The 16,486-nt window shown below is 59.0% G+C and carries 19 protein-coding genes; 4 read left to right on the top strand and 15 right to left on the bottom strand.

Annotation, left to right across the window (positions count from 1 at the left end; translation table 11 throughout):
* Positions 1-95: 95 nt before the first annotated feature.
* Entirely contained in the window at positions 96-293 is a 198-nt protein-coding gene (locus GC1_RS06545) for a hypothetical protein (RefSeq protein ID WP_019294423.1), read from the top strand.
* A 237-nt stretch (positions 294-530) separates the two neighbouring features.
* Positions 531-1,253: a hypothetical protein gene (locus GC1_RS06540; RefSeq protein ID WP_019294424.1), complete on the top strand. Its 723-nt coding sequence runs from the start codon at positions 531-533 to the stop codon at positions 1,251-1,253.
* 174 nt (positions 1,254-1,427) lie between these two features.
* On the opposite strand, the gene GC1_RS22755 is transcribed toward GC1_RS06540, so the two are convergent.
* From GC1_RS22755 to GC1_RS06530, 4 genes are read right to left on the bottom strand one after another with little or no spacing between them, the layout of a single operon-like run.
* On the bottom strand, positions 1,428-1,616 hold the full coding sequence (locus GC1_RS22755; RefSeq protein WP_199275856.1) for a hypothetical protein: 189 nt from the start codon (positions 1,614-1,616) through the stop codon (positions 1,428-1,430).
* 48 nt (positions 1,617-1,664) lie between these two features.
* Positions 1,665-2,054 carry a hypothetical protein gene (locus GC1_RS22750; RefSeq protein ID WP_019294426.1) on the bottom strand — a complete coding sequence of 130 codons (390 nt, stop codon included), beginning with the start codon at positions 2,052-2,054 and terminating at the stop codon, positions 1,665-1,667.
* On the bottom strand, positions 2,054-2,254 hold the full coding sequence (locus GC1_RS22745; protein ID WP_199275855.1) for a hypothetical protein: 201 nt from the start codon (positions 2,252-2,254) through the stop codon (positions 2,054-2,056). The genes GC1_RS22750 and GC1_RS22745 overlap by 1 nt, the downstream gene beginning before the upstream one ends.
* Positions 2,255-2,312: 58 nt before the next feature.
* A complete protein-coding gene (locus GC1_RS06530) occupies positions 2,313-2,654 on the bottom strand; it encodes a DoxX family protein (RefSeq protein WP_019294427.1) in 342 nt (113 codons plus the stop codon).
* A gap of 92 nt (positions 2,655-2,746) precedes the next feature.
* Here GC1_RS06530 and GC1_RS06525 point away from each other — a divergent pair, with 92 nt between their 5' ends.
* Entirely contained in the window at positions 2,747-3,625 is an 879-nt protein-coding gene (locus GC1_RS06525) for a LysR family transcriptional regulator (RefSeq protein WP_019294428.1), read from the top strand.
* A 304-nt stretch (positions 3,626-3,929) separates the two neighbouring features.
* On the opposite strand, the gene GC1_RS06520 is transcribed toward GC1_RS06525, so the two are convergent.
* The 8 genes from GC1_RS06520 to GC1_RS06485 all read right to left on the bottom strand — a co-directional run bounded on the left by GC1_RS06520 (position 3,930) and on the right by GC1_RS06485 (position 12,215).
* Positions 3,930-4,988: an agmatine deiminase family protein gene (locus GC1_RS06520; protein ID WP_019294429.1), complete on the bottom strand. Its 1,059-nt coding sequence runs from the start codon at positions 4,986-4,988 to the stop codon at positions 3,930-3,932.
* Between the two features lie 66 nt (positions 4,989-5,054).
* Positions 5,055-6,101, bottom strand: coding sequence for an extracellular solute-binding protein (locus GC1_RS06515; RefSeq protein WP_019294430.1), 1,047 nt, complete (start codon positions 6,099-6,101; stop codon positions 5,055-5,057).
* Between the two features lie 27 nt (positions 6,102-6,128).
* Entirely contained in the window at positions 6,129-7,223 is a 1,095-nt protein-coding gene (locus GC1_RS06510; protein ID WP_019294431.1) for an ABC transporter ATP-binding protein, read from the bottom strand.
* Between the two features lie 11 nt (positions 7,224-7,234).
* Positions 7,235-8,053, bottom strand: coding sequence for an ABC transporter permease (locus tag GC1_RS06505; protein ID WP_019294432.1), 819 nt, complete (start codon positions 8,051-8,053; stop codon positions 7,235-7,237).
* Positions 8,050-8,904 (bottom strand): ABC transporter permease, encoded by an 855-nt coding sequence (locus GC1_RS06500; protein ID WP_019294433.1) that lies wholly within the window; start codon positions 8,902-8,904, stop codon positions 8,050-8,052. Before GC1_RS06500 ends, GC1_RS06505 begins: the two co-directional genes overlap by 4 nt.
* 26 nt (positions 8,905-8,930) lie before the next feature.
* Positions 8,931-9,812: an N-carbamoylputrescine amidase gene (gene aguB, locus GC1_RS06495; protein ID WP_019294434.1), complete on the bottom strand. Its 882-nt coding sequence runs from the start codon at positions 9,810-9,812 to the stop codon at positions 8,931-8,933.
* Positions 9,805-10,824 (bottom strand): agmatine deiminase family protein, encoded by a 1,020-nt coding sequence (locus tag GC1_RS06490; protein ID WP_019294435.1) that lies wholly within the window; start codon positions 10,822-10,824, stop codon positions 9,805-9,807. Before GC1_RS06490 ends, aguB begins: the two co-directional genes overlap by 8 nt.
* Positions 10,821-12,215 (bottom strand): aminotransferase, encoded by a 1,395-nt coding sequence (locus GC1_RS06485; RefSeq protein WP_019294436.1) that lies wholly within the window; start codon positions 12,213-12,215, stop codon positions 10,821-10,823. The genes GC1_RS06490 and GC1_RS06485 overlap by 4 nt, the downstream gene beginning before the upstream one ends.
* A 145-nt stretch (positions 12,216-12,360) precedes the next feature.
* Between GC1_RS06485 and GC1_RS06480 the strand changes: the two genes are divergently transcribed.
* A complete protein-coding gene (locus GC1_RS06480; RefSeq protein ID WP_019294437.1) occupies positions 12,361-12,996 on the top strand; it encodes a TetR/AcrR family transcriptional regulator in 636 nt (211 codons plus the stop codon).
* Positions 12,997-13,181: 185 nt separating this feature from the next.
* On the opposite strand, the gene GC1_RS06475 is transcribed toward GC1_RS06480, so the two are convergent.
* From GC1_RS06475 to GC1_RS06465, 3 genes are read right to left on the bottom strand one after another with little or no spacing between them, the layout of a single operon-like run.
* On the bottom strand, positions 13,182-13,976 hold the full coding sequence (locus GC1_RS06475; RefSeq protein WP_019294438.1) for a carbon-nitrogen hydrolase family protein: 795 nt from the start codon (positions 13,974-13,976) through the stop codon (positions 13,182-13,184).
* Between the two features lie 3 nt (positions 13,977-13,979).
* On the bottom strand, positions 13,980-15,137 hold the full coding sequence (locus tag GC1_RS06470; protein ID WP_019294439.1) for a M24 family metallopeptidase: 1,158 nt from the start codon (positions 15,135-15,137) through the stop codon (positions 13,980-13,982).
* Between the two features lie 49 nt (positions 15,138-15,186).
* Entirely contained in the window at positions 15,187-16,482 is a 1,296-nt protein-coding gene (locus GC1_RS06465; protein WP_019294440.1) for a TRAP transporter large permease, read from the bottom strand.
* Positions 16,483-16,486 lie beyond the last annotated feature (4 nt).

The raw sequence follows: 16,486 nt of genomic DNA, 5'->3' as shown, positions 1-16,486 counted from the left end.
GACTGGCCGGTGCCAGCGCTAGCCCTGAGAGTATCGCTGCAGCCCGGCAAAGCCTGCGTTCTGCAATCGCCGAGGATGGCGGCGCGCTGCAGGACATGTCGGTCACCAAACTTGGGCGTACTTTCTTGGTGACGGTCTATTACAATCCCGGCCGCCCGGTCTCGGCGGCAGAAATCAACAGTCTGAATTTGCGAATGATCCAGGATGCGCGCAAGGCGCTGACCGGGGCGGATGTGTTGCTGGTGATTACTGAACATCCCAGGCGCTGGCCCGAAGCGCTAAACCCATTTTGAATGGTTCGATTCCGGTAAATTGGCCTCACAGCTAACCTCGTTACCACGCAACATCTGCGCAATGGCGGCAAAATCCACCGAAAAGACGGCCCACAACTGCCATTCAGCATTAAGCCGCATGTTGCCGCGCGGCCTGTCTTACTGGCCATTCGCTGCAGGCGCGAAATTCTGATAACGCCAAATTCACCCTGTGCGGACATCATGGCACTACAGCGCGGACTGTGGCAGCATCCTGGCATGATCGAATTCCGCACTCTCGCCGATGACCATCCCGACCTCGCGCATTCTCCGCTGCTTCGGGGCGCTCTGCTTACTCTGCAATATGCGCAGAAGCACGGATCAATCGGTTTGACCAAAACCAAGGCCTTCAAGCGCGTCTTCGTCCATTGGGCCGTCGAGCATTTCGACTGGCCGGGGAGAAGTGCAGAAGAGATGTTCCGCTACAACAAGGTGATCAATGAGTATGAGTTTCCCCCGCTCGAGGTTTTGCATTTCCTGCTGATTTCCCTGCGCCTGGGACGTCACTTCAAGGGGGAATTTCGGCTGACCAAGAGTGGTACACAACTGGCACAAGCCCCTGGCCACTTGTTTTCCAAGCTGATCCCCTACTTTGTGTTCCGGATTGATCACGCTGCCTATGCGCGCTTCGACGACCGCCCCATAGGAGAATGGGACGTCTGGATGAACGTGATAAACGTAGAGGCTGATCAGGGCACGACCGAGGCTGCTTTGTTCGAAGCCTTCTATGGTGAGCCACAAGATTGGCACACCGAGGGGTGGCGAGAGATGGCCGCGTTCTCATCTTGCGTGCTACGACCGCTCGAATGGGCGGGGTTGCTACTCGAGACCCGCGAAGACGGCCCTGCCAAGCAGGTGTGTCATGTGTTTAAAAGCCCGCTCTGGCGCAGCGCACTTAACCTTGACACCGATGACATGCTGCGACCGATGTTCGTTCAGTGACGTGTTTTTCACTGCTCCGAAGATCCAAGGCTGATTGCGTATGATCCGGCCCATTCCCGACCTTGGCAACAGCATCCTGATTCTGTGGTGCAGCCCGCCGTTTCTGCCGTTCGCCGCGACTGCGAGGACTTGGGGCCGGTAAACTCACATAGTGCCGGACGGAGCCAAAATTTGTTACCGATTTTGCAATGACTGCTTGAGTGGAACGCGGCTATAGAACTTGCCCGAGTTTCTCCAGGTCTCCTTTGGACCGATCTTTTCCTGAATGTCCCAGTGCTCGACGATCTTGCCCCCTTTGAGGCGAAACAGATCGAAGAAGGCCCAGTCATCACCGCCTTGTTTCACATGGCTGTAGATCACCACGAAGTTGCCCTCGCTCAGCAAACGGTGACTTTTCACATATTGCGCGGCCTAGCCACTCCTCATCATCTCTTTCAGGTGCTTGGCCAAGCCTTCCAGCCCGTCGCCTGTTTCGGGGTTGTGCTGGTCGTATTGGCCGGCGGAGATGTAGTTGGGTGCCAGATCGGTGCGCCCGTCTATCAGCACCTTTTCGGCAAAGTCCTGCACTAAGGCCTTATTCGCCTTTTTCTGGTCTAGGTCCTCAATCCCGGTGGGGCCGTCCACCATGGTGCGCCCGGAAACAGTCGGCCATTTGTATTCGGCGATGACGTCCCAATGCTCAACGATACGGCCTTCATCATCGGTGTCGAATATGTCGCCGGTGACCCACTGCACCTCGCCGTTGTTGAGGCTTTGGTAGACGTGGCAAAAAAGGAAACGCCCGTCCTCGATGGTTCGCACTACCTGAATGTCACGGACAGGATTGCGTTCCAGAAAGGGTGTGAAGAATTCAATAACCCCTCCTTGCCGTCTCGCACGCCAGTGGAGTGCTGGGTATATCTATCGCCTGTATACTTTTCGAGGGCCTCGGCCATTTTGCCGTCGCGAATGCCTTCCAGATACAGACCCTTTGCAATTGAAACGCGGATGCTCTCTGTCATGTTTTTTCTCCAACTGCGCGAACTAGAAAAGTCCGAGGAGGCCCAAGAGCGCCGGAATTCACGACCACACGACAACGGCAGAAAGTATGCCTGTGATCATCGCAGGAACGCCTTCTTTCCATGTGTCCCAGATCAGGTGGCACCCGACGGCGCCGATTGAGGTGCCGAGGAGCGCCAGTGCCCCCAAGGTTCCAAACACTGAGCCCTGAAACCAGATTGCAACTGCTCCGAACAACTCGGCAAGACCGACAAGCATCATGATCTGCCGGTTCAGGCCGTATTTTATGAACATCGTTAATTGGGTGTCGAAGATAAACTTTTGCCAGCCGAAAATCTTGATCGAACTGGCAAACAGAAAAAAGGCCGAGAGAAGCCCAACAAAGATGCTGATGAGTGTCATGTTCAAGGTCCTCTTCTGGCAACAAGCTAGCGGTTGCAGCGCTTTTCAAAAATATGGATCATGTTGAAATCATTATTCAGTCAGGATGAAAGATGATCGATGACCTTCGCGCCATGGCCATTTTCGCTACTGTCGCTGAAACCGGCAGTTTCTCGGCTGCGGGCCGACGGCTGCGGCTGGCCACTTCGGGGATCAGCCAACATGTGACCAAGCTGGAGGACCGGCTCGGTGTCACGCTGTTCTACCGGTCTACCCGCTCGCTTTCGCTGACCAGTGAGGGCAAGAGGCTTCTTGAGCACACGCAGCGCATGGTTGCAGCTGCTGAAGACGGGTTGAACAGCGTCGTTGACATCAGCAATGAGCCAGCCGGAGCACTTACTATAACCCTGCCTGCCTTTATGGCAGGCAGCAGTTACGAACGGGCCATCTGGGATTTCGCGTTTCAGCACCGGGCGGTGGCACTTACCGTCCGCTACCTTGACCGCAATTTTGACCTGGTGGCCGAAGGGATTGATCTGGCCTTGCGTGTGGGGGACTTGCCCGATTCCAATCTGCGCTCGCACCGTTTGGGCAGCGCAGGCAGAAAGCTCGTTTGCGCACCGTCCTATCTGGCAACCCTTTCGGGCGTGACAACGCCGGATGATCTGAAAACCGCAGATTTTGTAGCCATGGAAGGTCTGATTGATCAGGTTGTCCTCACAAAGGGCGAAGACCAAAGAACATTGCACACCAATCGGGGCCGCGTGGTTGTCGATAGCTTTGCCGCCTTGCGGTCTGCGCTTTGCGCAGGTTTGGGGATCCAAAGACTGCCTGCCTTGGTGGCAGATCCAGAGCTGGAAAACGGAACCCTTGCTGAAGTGCTCCCTGACTGGTCAATTCCGGATCTAGGCACCTATGGCGTCTGGCCCGGCACCAGCCGGCGACGTTCTCTTTCGCGCCTCTTGATCGACCACATTGTTGCATGGACCTAGAAAAATTGTGGAGGCGCTCCTGCAGCAAGGATAGCAAACCTGCCATTGATGCAGCGCGCGAGATCTTGCAAAATGGGCTCTCAGCCGACCTCGGATGCGGCGCAGCATCCGCCTTGAACCAAGCCAGCGGTTCGTAAAGGACGGCCCTAACCTGCCATTTGCCGGAGTTCCTTGCGCCGCTGTGCAGCGTCTCCAAAACGGACTTTTCTGCTGCTTGCCGAGAGACCCGGGTCAGTGCCCAAACTTACCGATGCGCGTGAGGCAAACACCAAGTCAAGTTGGCCCCGTACGAGGCCAACTTTCACTAATTTTGCCCTGCAGCGCCTAATGGAGCAGCCAAAGCACCGGCAGGCTGCTGCTGTGTGATGCAGCCGATACCGCCGCCATCGAGCGCAATGAAGGTGCTGTCAACGCCCACGATTCTGCGGCCGGGGAACAGCCCTTCCAATTCGGCGCGGGCCTGATCATCATCTGCCCCTCCCAGCATCGGGGTGATCAGCGCATTATTGACGGCGTAGGCATTCACATAGGGCACCGGCATGGGCTCCCCATGGGCCGGATCGGTGTAGGGCAAGCGCGGCATCTCGATCACTTCGAGCTTGCGCCCTTTTGCGTCCGTGGCGTCTTTGAGGCGGCGCAGGTTTTCCTGGCACAGCTGATAGTTCGGGTTCGACGGATCTGTCACCGTTTGAGCCAGCACAACACCCGGCGCGAGGTATTCCACCACGTTGTCGGCATGGCCGTCGGTGCCGGCGTCCTCGACCAGCCCCAGCCCCAGCCAGATGACCTCCTCAATGCCAAGGTAATCCCGCAGCAACCCTTCGAGATCGTCCCGCGACACACCGTTATACCGGTTGGCATTGCGCATCACCTGTTCGGTGGTGATCAGCGTGCCTTCGCCGTCGACAGTGATGCCGCCGCCCTCGCAAATGAACGGCGCATGATAGAGCCTGATGCCGAGATGGTCGGCAAGATGTTCAGCAACGCGCATGTCCTTGTCGCAGGCGTATTTTCCGCCCCAGCCGTTAAACTGGAATTGGACCAGTGCGACTTCGCCGTCATCGTTCTTGACGAAGATCCAGCCGCTGTCGCGCAGCCAGGCGTCGTTGATCGGGATTTCCAGAATCTCGGAATTGCCGCAATCGGCAAGCGCGGCCCGCGCGTCGGCCGCGTCGCCGGGGTCGGCGATCACGGTCACCGGCTCAAATTCCGCCACCGCACGGACAACACCGGCATATTCCGCCCGGGACCGCGCCAAGTCACTTCGGTAGTTCAGCTCGGTCGGCCAGCCGATGTAGGTGCGGGCGTGGGGTGCAAACCGGGCAGGCATACGGAAACCGTCAGCGTAGGGTGTTTTTACCATGGATCTCTCATGTGGTGGCAGGGTTGCGGCGGCGCTGGCGCCGCCATTGGGTGATCTGCGGCCGGATCAGAAACCGGCCTTGATCCGCTCGAATTCCTTCAGCATTTTCGCAGCCATCTCGTTGGGCACGCGGAAACCGAACAGGCTTTCAGCCATGAAGCCTTCGGGATCGGAATAGCCGTAAGCTCTCACAGCCTCCTGATCGGCGATCCTATAGGAACCAGCGTTGGCGTGTGCATAGCCCCAAGCCTCGATCAGGTATTTACCGCTCTCGGCATCCGACAGCGCGTTTAGGAAGTCATACACGTCCTCATCGCTGCCTTCGCCGTCCTTGAGATGCACATAGCCGCAAGCCCAGCTGGCAACGCCCACTTCAAGGTCACGCACCAGTTTCACCGGAACATTATCGAAGATCAGCGCCAGTTCGGTCGCATTCCAGGCCCAGGCGGCGTGGATCTCTCCTGACTTGATGGCCGCATCCAACTGCCCTTGATCGCTCCAGTAGAAACGCACGTTTTTATGGACAGCCCGCAGGAAGTCCGACGCCTCCTGGAATTTCTCATCCGTCATTTCGCTCCAGTCGTTGACGCCAACAGCCAGCGCTGCAAACCCGTAGGCATCTTCGACGACGTCCGGCAGTGAAACCTTGCCGGCCAGCGCCGGGTCCGCCAGCATCTTCAGGTCGATATCGCCTTCGACGAGATCTGTCCGGTAGACGAGACCGGTATTTCCCCAATCAAAAGGCACCATCCAGACTTGGCCGTCCGACGACACTTCCGGCAGTTGAGCCAATGTGGGAAGCAGTTCGCCCCAGGCATCCAAGCGCGCGGTGTCAATCGGCTTGATCAGGTCGGCAGCGCGCATCTTACCGATCAACCCACTGCAGGGATGGGCCAGATCGGCCTTGAAACCGGAACGCAGCTTGTTGAAGCCCTCGTGGTCATCCGCAAAAAACGAGAAGTCGGGGGCGCTTCCATGTTTTTCGACATAGGCGTTAAAGAAGCCTGGATCGTCGTAGCCTGACCAGTCAAACACGGTGATCTGGCCCGCACTGGCGCCAAAGGCGGCCAGCGTTCCCAGGGCCAGACCGGCCGAAAGAGATTTGATCTTCATGGGTAGTCCTCCTCTCAGGTTATTCGATTATTTCGGGGGCAGGGCCACGGCGGCGCCACCGCGGAAGCCCGACCACACGGAATCGCCGATTTCAAAATGATCGGCCCGTTCGAAATTGGTGACCGAAGCGACCAGGGGGTCAGCCCGGCCCTCCAACTCCAGGTAATAGTGGATCGTTTCGCCATAGAAGGCCCGGTCGATTACCCGTGCCGGAACCGCCACATCGGCCCCTTCAGGACGGTTGCTGCCGACATGAACGCGCTCCGGCCGCAAGCCGATCGTGACTGCGGCTCCAACGCCATCCGAAACGCCATGCGCGTCCATCGAAAGCTGTCCGAACCGGGGCAGTTCGACCTCGAGCTTTTCACCGCCATTGGCCTTGATGCTGGCATCGAAGAAGTTCATCCCGCCGATGAAATCGGCAACCTGCTTGGTATTGGGCTTCTGATAGAGTTCGTGCGGTGTAGCCACCTGGGCGAGCCTGCCCTCGAACATCACGCCGCAGCGGTCCGAGATCGTCATCGCCTCATTCTGGTCATGGGTTACCATCAGGAAGGTGATCCCAACCGAGCGCTGTAATGCCCGCAGCTCCATCTGCATCTGTTCGCGCAGCTTCTTGTCGAGCGCCGACATCGGCTCGTCCAGCAGCAGGACCTTGGGTTCCAGTACCAGGGCCCGGGCCAGGGCCACCCGCTGGCGCTGGCCGCCGGACAGCTCATGCGCGCCGCGCCGGCCCAGCCCCTCCAGGCCGACCTTGGCCAGCATGTCTTCCGCCCTGGCCCGCTTTTCTGATCGACTCAGACCGGAGCGCGCCAGGCCGAAGATGATGTTCTCCTCGACGTTCAAATGCGGAAAGATGGCGTAGCTCTGAAACACCATATTCGTTGGCCGGTGGTTGGCATCAATCCCGGCCATAGGCAGACCGCCGATGGAGATGGTGCCTTCCGACGGTTCCTCAAAGCCTGCGATCATTCTGAGCAGCGTGGACTTGCCGCAGCCCGACGGTCCGAGCAGCGAGAAGAACTCCCCTTCCTTAAGCTGCAGCTTCACGTTCCTGACAGCCTGGAAGCTGCCGAAGGACTTGCTGACATTGGCGATATTGACGGCGATTTGTTGATCCATGCCGGGCGGTCCTACTCGGGTTGCTGGGTGAAACGTTCGCTGCGGTGGCGGAAGCGTTCGGCCACCAGCAGGAACAGGATGGAAACAAGGATGAGGAGCGAGCCGAGCGCGATCACGTTCGGCAGCTTCGCGGGGAAACGCACCTGGCTCCAGATATAGACCGGCAGCGTCGGGCTGTTGCCGGACAGGAAGAAGGCCAGGATGAACTCATCGAAGGAGACCGTGAAGCTGATCAGCAGGCAGGAAATGATCCCCGGCGAGACAACCGGCAGCGTCACCCGCCGCAGTGCGCCCCAGGAGGTTTCCCCGAGGTCAACGGCGGCCTCTTCCAGCGCATCATCGAACTGACCGAAGGCTGATGTCATGATCGACACGCAGAACGGAATGGTCAGCAGCGAATGGGCCAGGATCACGGTGAAAAGCGTGGTGCCGATGCCGATGCCGAGGAACACGATCAGCAGCGAAATGGCGATGATGATTTCGGGCATCACCAGCGGTGCCATGACGATGGTCTGGCTGGTCCGGCGCAGCGGGTAGCGGTGCTTGGTGATCGCGCGTGAGATCAGCGTGCCCAGGCTGGTGGCCACCACCGCCGAAACAACGGCCACGATCAGACTGTTTTTCAAAGCCTCAAACAGGGCCGTCTGTTCAGCCAGGCTCGCGTACCATTTTGTCGTGAAGCCTGTCAGCGGGAAACCGAGTACTTTGGAGTCATTGAAGGAAAACAGCGGCAGCAGCAGGATCGGCAGGTACAAGAACCCGATATAGAGCACCGCATAGGCGGGCAGCAGCCTGCCAATCCGCGACAGCACGGCAACAACGCGGTTCATTTCAGGCTCCTTTCAATCAGTTTCAGGCAAAGCACCAGCAGGCAGGCAGCACCAGTCACGCAGACCACGGCCGACAGCGCCAGCGCCGCCCCCAAAGGCCAGTTGTTGGCCTTGCCGAACTGGACCTGGATCATGTTGGCGACCATTGCGCCGTCCGACCCGCCAACCAGCGCCGGGGTGACGTAATCGCCAACAGTGGGAATGAAGATGATCATGCTGGCACCGATGATGCCGGGGATCGACAGCGGAAGGGTCACCCGCAGGAAGCTGCGCACCGGCCCCTCCCCCAGATCTTTTGCCGCCTCCAAATAGCTGCGGTCGATCTTTTCCAGTGACACAAAGATCGGCAGGATCGCAAAGGGAGCCCAGGCGTGTGCCAGGGTCACCACCACGGCTTCGGAGTTGTAAAGCAGAGTGTCGATGGGGGTGTCGATGACACCGAGCCACAGCAGCGCGGAATTGACCACCCCGTTCTGTGCAAGGATGAGCTTCCAAGAGAACACCCGCAGCAAGTAGCTTGTCCAGAAGGGGATGGTCACCAGAAACAGCCACATCGCCTTGTTTTTCTTGACATTTAACGCGATGTGGTAGGCCACAGGGTAAGCCAGCAGAACGGTCAGCAGCGTCACCATCGCAGCGATCCGGACCGAGCGGAAGATCAGCGTGCGGTACAATGGGTCTGTAAAGACTTCCCGGTAGTTGGCCCAGGTGAAGTCGCGCGTCACATCCACGAATTCCTGGGTCCAGAAGGAGTAAGCAATCGTCATCCCCACAGGCGCTGCAATCAGCAACAGAACATAGAGCGTCGTCGGCGTGGCCAGCAGCAGACCCAGTCTGGCATTCTTGTCCAAAGTCACCTTGCTTCTCCCTCCGGCCGTCAGCCCGTGCGTCCATCAAAGGTGCTGATCGCGCCATAGAGGTCCGGCCGGCGGTCCCGGAAGACCCCCCAGTAGCGGCGCGTTTCGGCCACCGCATCCAGGTCGAACTCCGCGGTCAGAACCACACCGTCCTCGCGCTCGGCCTCGGCTACTTTCTGGCCAAATTGGTCGGCGATGAAGGAGCCGCCGAAGAAGGCCATGCGCAGTTTATCGTCCTCCGTGGCGACTTCCTCGCCCACCCTGTTGCTGGCAACGACCGGCACCAGGTTGGCACCGGCATGGCCGCACATCACGGTCTGCCAATGGGGAATGCAATCGGCATCCGGGCGGGTCGGTTCGGAGCCGATGGCGGTGGGAAAAAGCAGCATTTCCGCACCCTGCAACACCATGCAGCGGGCGGCTTCAGGGAACCACTGGTCCCAGCAGATCGCCGCGCCCACGCGCCCGAAGGCTGTATCCCAGACCTTGAAGCCGGTATCGCCGGGGCTGAAGAACTGTTTCTCCTGGTAAGCGACGTCATTGGGGATATGCGACTTACGATAAATCCCCATTACCGTTCCGTCTGCGTCAATCATTGCCAACGAATTGAAGTAGCTCTGCCCGGCACGTTCAAAGAAGGATACCGGCAGGACCACCCCCAACTCCCTGGCTACGGAGGAAAAATGCCGGATTGCCGTGTTTTCTTCCACAGTGCTGGCCAGCGCGAAATGTTTGTGCGCCTGTTCGATGCAGAAATAGGGCGTCTCAAACAGTTCCTGGATCAGGATCACATTGGCACCGCGGCCGGCTGCGTCGCGCACGAGCTCCTCAGCCTTGGCAATATTGTTTTCCTTGTCCCAGGAACAGCTCATCTGGGTGGCAGCGAGGGTTACATTACGCATGGACGGGGGCTCCGGCTTTGGGTTGCTGCTGGGTGATGCAATGGATGTTGCCGCCGCCATCGGCGATCGCGTTGGTCAGAACGCCGACGACAATGCGGTCCGGGAACAGGCTGGACAGGACGTCCAGCGCCTCCTGGTCGTGCTCGGGGAAACCGTATTGCGGGACGATCACGCCGCCGTTCACCAGATAGAAGTTGATGTACGACAGAAAGCGGCGGCTGCCGTCCGGTTTGCGGTCTACAGGCGGCGACGTCACCTGGAAAATGGTCAGCGGCTGGCCTGCCGCATCAGTCTCCGCTTCCAGAATGGCGCGGTTGTCCAGCAGGTTCTGATAGTCGGAATCCTCCGGATCGGCGCTGACCTGGCATAGGACGCCGCCGGGCACAAAAGCCGCAACGACATCGACGTGGCCATTGGTCGAATCATTCTCCAGCGTGCGGTTCAGCCAAATGACCTTGGACAGGCCCAGTTGTCTGCACAGCTCTGCTTCGAACTCTTCCGGGGTTGGCCCGCCATTGCGGGTGCGGTGTTCATAGCATTGCCGCGTGACAACGCAGGTGCCTTTGCCATCAATATTGAGCGCACCTCCCTCGTAGACCATGGCGGACGGGTTCCGCTTTGCGCCCGCCAGCTCAATTATCCGGGCTGCAACATTGGCATCTTTCTTGTGAGGCCACTCGCCGCCCCAACCATCAAAGGTCCAGTCCACACCAGCAAGCGAGCCATCGTCGCCCAGCACGAAGGTCGGCCCGTTGTCGCGCAGCCAACTGTCATCCAGCGGGCAAGCGACCAGCTCAATATTGGTTTCGCCTTCAAGCTCTCCGAGCCCATCGCAGTTCTCCGGGTCATAGAGCATGGTCAGAGGTTCGAACTGTGCGATGGCCTTGGCGACATCAGCATATTCGCGCCGCACTTGCGGCAGGCTGTCGCCAAAGGTTCCTTCGGCACAAGGCCAGGCCATCCAGGTGCGCTCATGCGGGACCCACTCGGGAGGCATGCGGTACTGTGTCATGCGAGGTTCACCCCCTGTTTGATGAGATCGTCGGTTGTCTTGCGGATACCGTCCTCCAGGATGTCAAACATTTGGTCGATTTGACCGTCCGTGATCACCAGCGGCGGTGAGAACACGCACATGTTGATGATCGGGCGCAGGATGAGGCCGTTTTCCTGGCAATGGGCGTCGATCATCGCACCCACGGTCTTGTCGAGTGCGAGCACATCGTCGGCCGACGCATCTGCCACGCACTCGACACAGCCGACCAGCCCCTTGCCGCGCGCATCGCCGACAAGTGGGAGGTCCGCGAGGGCTCCGAGCCGTGCTTCGAAATGGGGAGTGACATTTCGAACATGCTCAAGGATGCCTTCGCGTTCGATGATCTCGATATTCTTGAGCGCAGCGGCTGCGCTGACCGGATGGCCCGAGTAAGTGAACCCGTTAGAGAATGTCGCGCCCTGCGACTTGTCCCCGGATACCTCGGCGACCAAGCGGTCGGAGATGATACAGGCACCCATCGGCACATAGCCTGAGGTCATGCCCTTGGCGCAGGTGATGATATCGGGAACGATATCGAACACCTCTTCCGAGGCGAACCAGTGGCCCAGGCGGCCGAAACCGGTGACCACCTCATCCGAGATGTAAAGCACGTCATGCCGACGGCACACCTCGAGGCAGCGTTTGTGGTAGCCCGCCGGCGGGACAATCACCCCGCCGGAACACAGTATCGGCTCAGCAATGAATGCCGCCACCTTATGAGCGCCGATCTGCAGAATGGCGTTCTCCAGATCCGCCACCTTTTCATCCAGAAAGGCCTCGATGCTCTGGCCTTCGGCGCGGACATAAGGGTTCACGTTGGGCAAGAAATGAGCCAGATGCTCCGCCTGATCCAGCCAGCCCTTGTCGCGCTCCTTGCCGCTCACCGAGGCCGACAGATAGGTCGAGCCGTGATAAGCCTTCTGGCGCGAGATGACGATTTTCTTTTCCGGCCGTCCCAGAATGTTGTTACGGAACTGGATGAACCGCAGCGCGCTGTCCACGGCGGTCGAACCACCGGTGGTGAAGAACACGTGGTTCAGATCCCCCGGCGTACGTTTGGCTATTTCGTGGGCCAGGCGTGCGGAGGTGGAGTTCGCGTTGTTGAATGGCGAGAAATAAGCCAGCTCGCGCGCCTGTTCCGCCATCGCATCGACGATCTCAGTGTTTCCGTAACCGATCTGCACGCACCACATGCCTGCCGGTCCATCGATCAGGCGCTCGCCCGTTTCCGTCGTGACATAGATGCCTTCACCGCCTTCGGTGAAGGTGCGGTCATTCTGGCCGATATAGGCCATCCCCTCCCACGGGTGAACAAAATGCCCGTTGTCCCAATCGCGGACGGTTTCGAAATCGGTATTCAGCAGCGTCATGACCTTACCCGTGTTGTAACATTTATCACAATCTGAACATACATACATTCAAAGTCAACAAAAGCTTTTGCCTTTAGGCTTTGGCTGTGGGAAGTCATTGGAAACTCAAGGTCATTCACTCAATGCAGAGAGGTCCAGAGGAGACGTGAGCGATACCGGCCAGCATGAGGAAGGGCTGAATGCCAGGGAATTCAGCAAGTCGAAGAATCGGCGCCACCTGTTGGATTCCGCCGCGGAAGCCATTTTCAAACACGGCTTCCGGGGCGCAACCATTGCCGCAATCCAGGAGATTTCAGGCCTGTCTCGGGGCATGATCAACCTGCACTTCAAGACCAAGGAAAACCTTCTGCTGGCTGTCGCCGAAGACTTGTCGAACAGTTACTCCGAACGCTGGAACAAGGTGGCCCTGGACCCGGACTTGCCCGCTGCAGAAAAGTTGAGGAGGATCATCCAGCTGGATCTTTCCCCGGACTTTCTGAACCGGCGTGACGTCGCTGTTTGGTTCGCCTTCCGCTCCGAGGTTTACTCGAACCCGGAATACCGCAAGTCTATCGATTCCAGGGATGCGAGCCTGCGGGATGTAATGATTGAGCTCTGCCAAACTCTTATTGACGAGGGGAATTACCTTGATGCCGACGCAGAACTCGCAACTGACGGCCTGATAGCGCTCCTTGAGGGAACGTGGACTGACTTCCACCTGCATGCAGAAGAATTCGACCGCAGCAAGGCAGAGCGCACCTGCCTTTACATTGCAAAGAGCTTATTCCCAGATCATTTTTGATCTCATTCAAGTATGACTGCCACGATCACTTTCCGGTTGCCGAAGTGCTGAAGGAAAACTCAAACGAATTGGCTGACACGGTCCGATTGGAGACTCTCCCATTCAGTACGCCAGTTCAGCCATTTCGAAGTCAGTGAACCTCTTTTGTTGCACAAATGGCCAATCGCCAGGTTCCATTCATCTTTTCAGTTGATCAGATCGGGGAGTTTTAGCCGGTCGGTCAGGTATGGCAATCGGGATTGGGCCATTGGAACCGCGCCTTTTCCCATGCGTGCCTTCAACAATTCTTCGCCCGTCCCTGCTCTGGCCAAGTCCTGCCCATTGGGCGCGACGACACAGCTGCCCCCGAAATAGTCCATACCATTTTCATGCCCGCAGGAATTTGCGTAGCAAACGAACACCCCGTTTTCGAACGCGCGCGCAGGGATGACGGTGTTTGCCACCACACCCCATTGCGCGCCCAAAGCGGTGGGAACCAGAACCAGCTCTGCCCCGGCTTGAGCAACCGCCCGGAAGGTTTCAGGGAACTCGGCGTCATAGCAGATCAGTGTGGCAGCTTTGAACCCTTCCAGCTCGAACAGCGTGTAGGTTTCGCCAGGGCTGAAATGGTCCCCTTCAAAGCCAGGAGGCAGCAGCAGTTTGCGGTGGCTTGCCAGCAGGTTTCCATCCTTGCCGATGCACGAGGCTGAGTTAAACAGGTCACCGCCAGATTGCTCCGCAAATCCGTAGTGGATCGCCACCTGGTGCTCCCGGGCGAGTTCCGCGACCACCTGCGCCGATGGACCGTCTGCTGGTTCCGCCCAGTCCGAAACCCGGCTGCCGATGTTATATCCGGTCAGAAACAGCTCAGGCAGCACCAGCAGATCGGTGTGCTGCCCTTGCAGCCGGGTCAGACAGCTGCCAAGCCACGCCAGCCGCGCCTGCGGACCGTCAAGGTCCGCAGGGCTTTGGGCAACTGCGATATTCAGGTTGCCTGTCATGGCTCAGCCCTTGCTCAGCAGGATTTCGCGGGGATAGCTGGTGATGTATTCAATGCCGGTTTCAGTCACCACAACCGAGTCGCCGATCCGGCCCGCGGTCAGACCGTCCACCGAAATGCCGCCATCGACCGCAAAGGTCATGCCCGGCTGCAGAACAGTCTTGTCGCCTTCCTTCAGCTCCGGTGCCTCCAGATAGGCGACACCGATGGAACGGCCGGTGCGGTAGCCGGTCTCATATCCGCGCGCGCGGTAGACCTCATTGGCCGCGGCGGCGACATCCTCGGCCAAAACGCCCGGGCGCATGGCAGCAATCGCGGCTTGCTGCGCTTCAATGGCAGCCTCCTGCACATCACGTGCCTGGTCGGTCACATCGCCGATGTGGAACATGCGGTCGAAGCCCAGCTTGTACTGCTTGAACTGCGCCATGTTGCAGAAACAGAAATAGACCGGATCGAATTTTTCATAGGCTTTGACGCTGGCGCGGCGGTGCACCATGGAGGCATCGGTGCCGCTCTGCAGGATCTGCAGGTTGTGGATCATCGGCGAGACGAAGCGGTCCCAGCCCTTGTCCGTCAAGAAGGAGGCCGCCTTGCGTGAGCCTGCTTCGATCACGGCGAGCGCGGATTCATACTCCTGTGCGCCTTCCCGCAAGCTGTCATGCGCCGCTGCCATCATTGCGCCGGCGATCTGCCCGGCTTCTTTCATGACGCCGATTTCAAACGGTGTCTTGATGGTGCGCATGGCACCAAGCACCGGCGAGATATCCCGCAGCGGCACGCCGGGATAGGTGTCATCCAAGTGGTTGCGCACGATCGCGGGGATGGTGCCGCGTTCGATCCAGATCTCCTTGGGGCTCTCACCCAGGGCATTGGCCAGGGCGCGGCCCCAGCTGCGCGGGCCGATGTCTTCCCAGGTCTGCACATCCTCGACCCAGGTCATTTCTGCCACCATCTCGGATTCCATCAGCGGGGTGATGACAACCGGCGCGTCCTGCGCATCGACCACCAGCATTGAGGGACGGCCGAATTCGATCCCGAGATAGCCCCAGAAGCCCGCCAGGTAGGCGATCGAGCTTTCATCGGTGAACACGGCTTTGCCGATACCTGCCTGGCGCATGCGGTCCTGCAGGATGAGGGTGCGTTTCTTGGCTTCTTCCAGCATGTGCTGACTTCCTTCTGTTAGGTGGATTGAGGGGTGGACTGTGGACGGATCAGTCCAGCAGCCCCGGCAGATACAGGGCTACTGGCGGCACGAAGGTCACGATCAGGACCATCGGAAAATGCCCCAGAAGCAGGAACTTCATCGTCGGGCCGACATAAACCGACAGCGGTTGGCGGGTGACGCCGCCGGCCATGTAGAGCAGCGGGGCGCAGGGCGGGGAGATATTGCCCAGCCCCAGGTTGGTGCCGACGATGGCAGCAAAGTGGATCGGGTCCAGGCCGATTTTCTGGGTGACGGGCAGAAGGATGATGGCTGCCAGCACGCCGCCGGAGACATCGTCGATGATCATCCCCATGATCAGCAGCAGCAGGTTGATCAGCAGCAGGATCACGATCTTGTTGTCTGAAATCGTCAGCAGCAGGTCGGCAAACTGGGTCGGCACCTTGGCTAGCACCATGCCGCGGCTCATCACGAACAGAAAGAACAGCACCATCAGGATCGCACCGGTCAGCCGCGCCGCCTCGACGGTGGAGTTAAACAGCATCTGCATCGGCAGCGAGCGGTAGATCGCAATGCCCACGATCAGCGTGTAGACCAGTGCCACCGCGCCTGCCTCGGTCGGGGTGGCGATGCCGCTGTAGATGCCGCCCAGAACGATCACCGGCATGATGATGGCCAGGCTGGCTTTCTTGCCTGTATGTGCAGCCTCGGCCAGGGTTTCACGCATCGGCAGTTTGGGTGCCGTTGTGATGGTTGTGTTATTGCGCAGGAAAAAGAAGTTCAGCCCGCAGTAGATCAGCGCCAGCAGCACGCCCGGCCCCATCGTGGCGAGGAAGCACTTGGCGACAGACTCCCTGATTGCAATGGCGAAAACGATCATCGGGATCGAAGGCGGGATCATCAGCGCCAGCACCGAGGACACAGCAACAAGCGCGGTGGCATGGCCGGGCGGGTAGCCCTCCTTGATCATCCGCGGCACCATGATCTTGCCAATGGCGGCGATGGCGGCCGAAGCACTGCCCGAAATTGCTCCGAACAGGGCGCAGGTCAGCACGGTCACCGCGCCCAAGCCCCCCTTGGTGCGGCCGACAAAGGAATTGACGAAGTTCAACAGCCGCTCGGAGATGCCGGAGGCGCCCATCAGCGTGCCGGACAGGATGAACAGCGGGATTGCCAGCAGCGAGAAAGCGCTGACCTGAGAATAGCCGTAGCCGGCATGGAAGGAGATATTGGTGCCGGACATCAGCCCGTAGCCAAGCGCCCCGGCGCCGAAGGCGAACCCGACCGGAACCTCAATCAGCAACAGGAAGATGATGGCCAGGAAGGCAATGAGGAAGAAGGTCATGAGG

Origin of the sequence: Leisingera sp. ANG1, from assembly GCF_000203975.2 — a bacterium.
Taxonomy (GTDB): domain Bacteria; phylum Pseudomonadota; class Alphaproteobacteria; order Rhodobacterales; family Rhodobacteraceae; genus Leisingera.
Note: the sequence above shows the minus strand (reverse complement) of the source record. Positions and strands in the feature narration are given on the sequence as shown.

Bases quoted from the DNA above. Each gene is read 5' to 3' on its own strand.
- GC1_RS06545 (WP_019294423.1), top strand. From the start codon at position 96: ATGTCGGTCACCAAACTTGGGCGTACTTTCTTGGTGACGGTCTATTAC.
- GC1_RS06540 (WP_019294424.1), top strand. From the start codon at position 531: ATGATCGAATTCCGCACTCTCGCCGATGACCATCCCGACCTCGCGCAT.
- GC1_RS22745 (WP_199275855.1), bottom strand. From the start codon at position 2,254: ATGACAGAGAGCATCCGCGTTTCAATTGCAAAGGGTCTGTATCTGGAA.
- GC1_RS06530 (WP_019294427.1), bottom strand. From the start codon at position 2,654: ATGACACTCATCAGCATCTTTGTTGGGCTTCTCTCGGCCTTTTTTCTG.
- GC1_RS06525 (WP_019294428.1), top strand. From the start codon at position 2,747: ATGATCGATGACCTTCGCGCCATGGCCATTTTCGCTACTGTCGCTGAA.
- GC1_RS06520 (WP_019294429.1), bottom strand. From the start codon at position 4,988: ATGGTAAAAACACCCTACGCTGACGGTTTCCGTATGCCTGCCCGGTTT.
- GC1_RS06515 (WP_019294430.1), bottom strand. From the start codon at position 6,101: ATGAAGATCAAATCTCTTTCGGCCGGTCTGGCCCTGGGAACGCTGGCC.
- GC1_RS06510 (WP_019294431.1), bottom strand. From the start codon at position 7,223: ATGGATCAACAAATCGCCGTCAATATCGCCAATGTCAGCAAGTCCTTC.
- GC1_RS06505 (WP_019294432.1), bottom strand. From the start codon at position 8,053: ATGAACCGCGTTGTTGCCGTGCTGTCGCGGATTGGCAGGCTGCTGCCC.
- aguB (WP_019294434.1), bottom strand. From the start codon at position 9,812: ATGCGTAATGTAACCCTCGCTGCCACCCAGATGAGCTGTTCCTGGGAC.
- GC1_RS06490 (WP_019294435.1), bottom strand. From the start codon at position 10,824: ATGACACAGTACCGCATGCCTCCCGAGTGGGTCCCGCATGAGCGCACC.
- GC1_RS06485 (WP_019294436.1), bottom strand. From the start codon at position 12,215: ATGACGCTGCTGAATACCGATTTCGAAACCGTCCGCGATTGGGACAAC.
- GC1_RS06475 (WP_019294438.1), bottom strand. From the start codon at position 13,976: ATGACAGGCAACCTGAATATCGCAGTTGCCCAAAGCCCTGCGGACCTT.
- GC1_RS06470 (WP_019294439.1), bottom strand. From the start codon at position 15,137: ATGCTGGAAGAAGCCAAGAAACGCACCCTCATCCTGCAGGACCGCATG.
- GC1_RS06465 (WP_019294440.1), bottom strand. From the start codon at position 16,482: ATGACCTTCTTCCTCATTGCCTTCCTGGCCATCATCTTCCTGTTGCTG.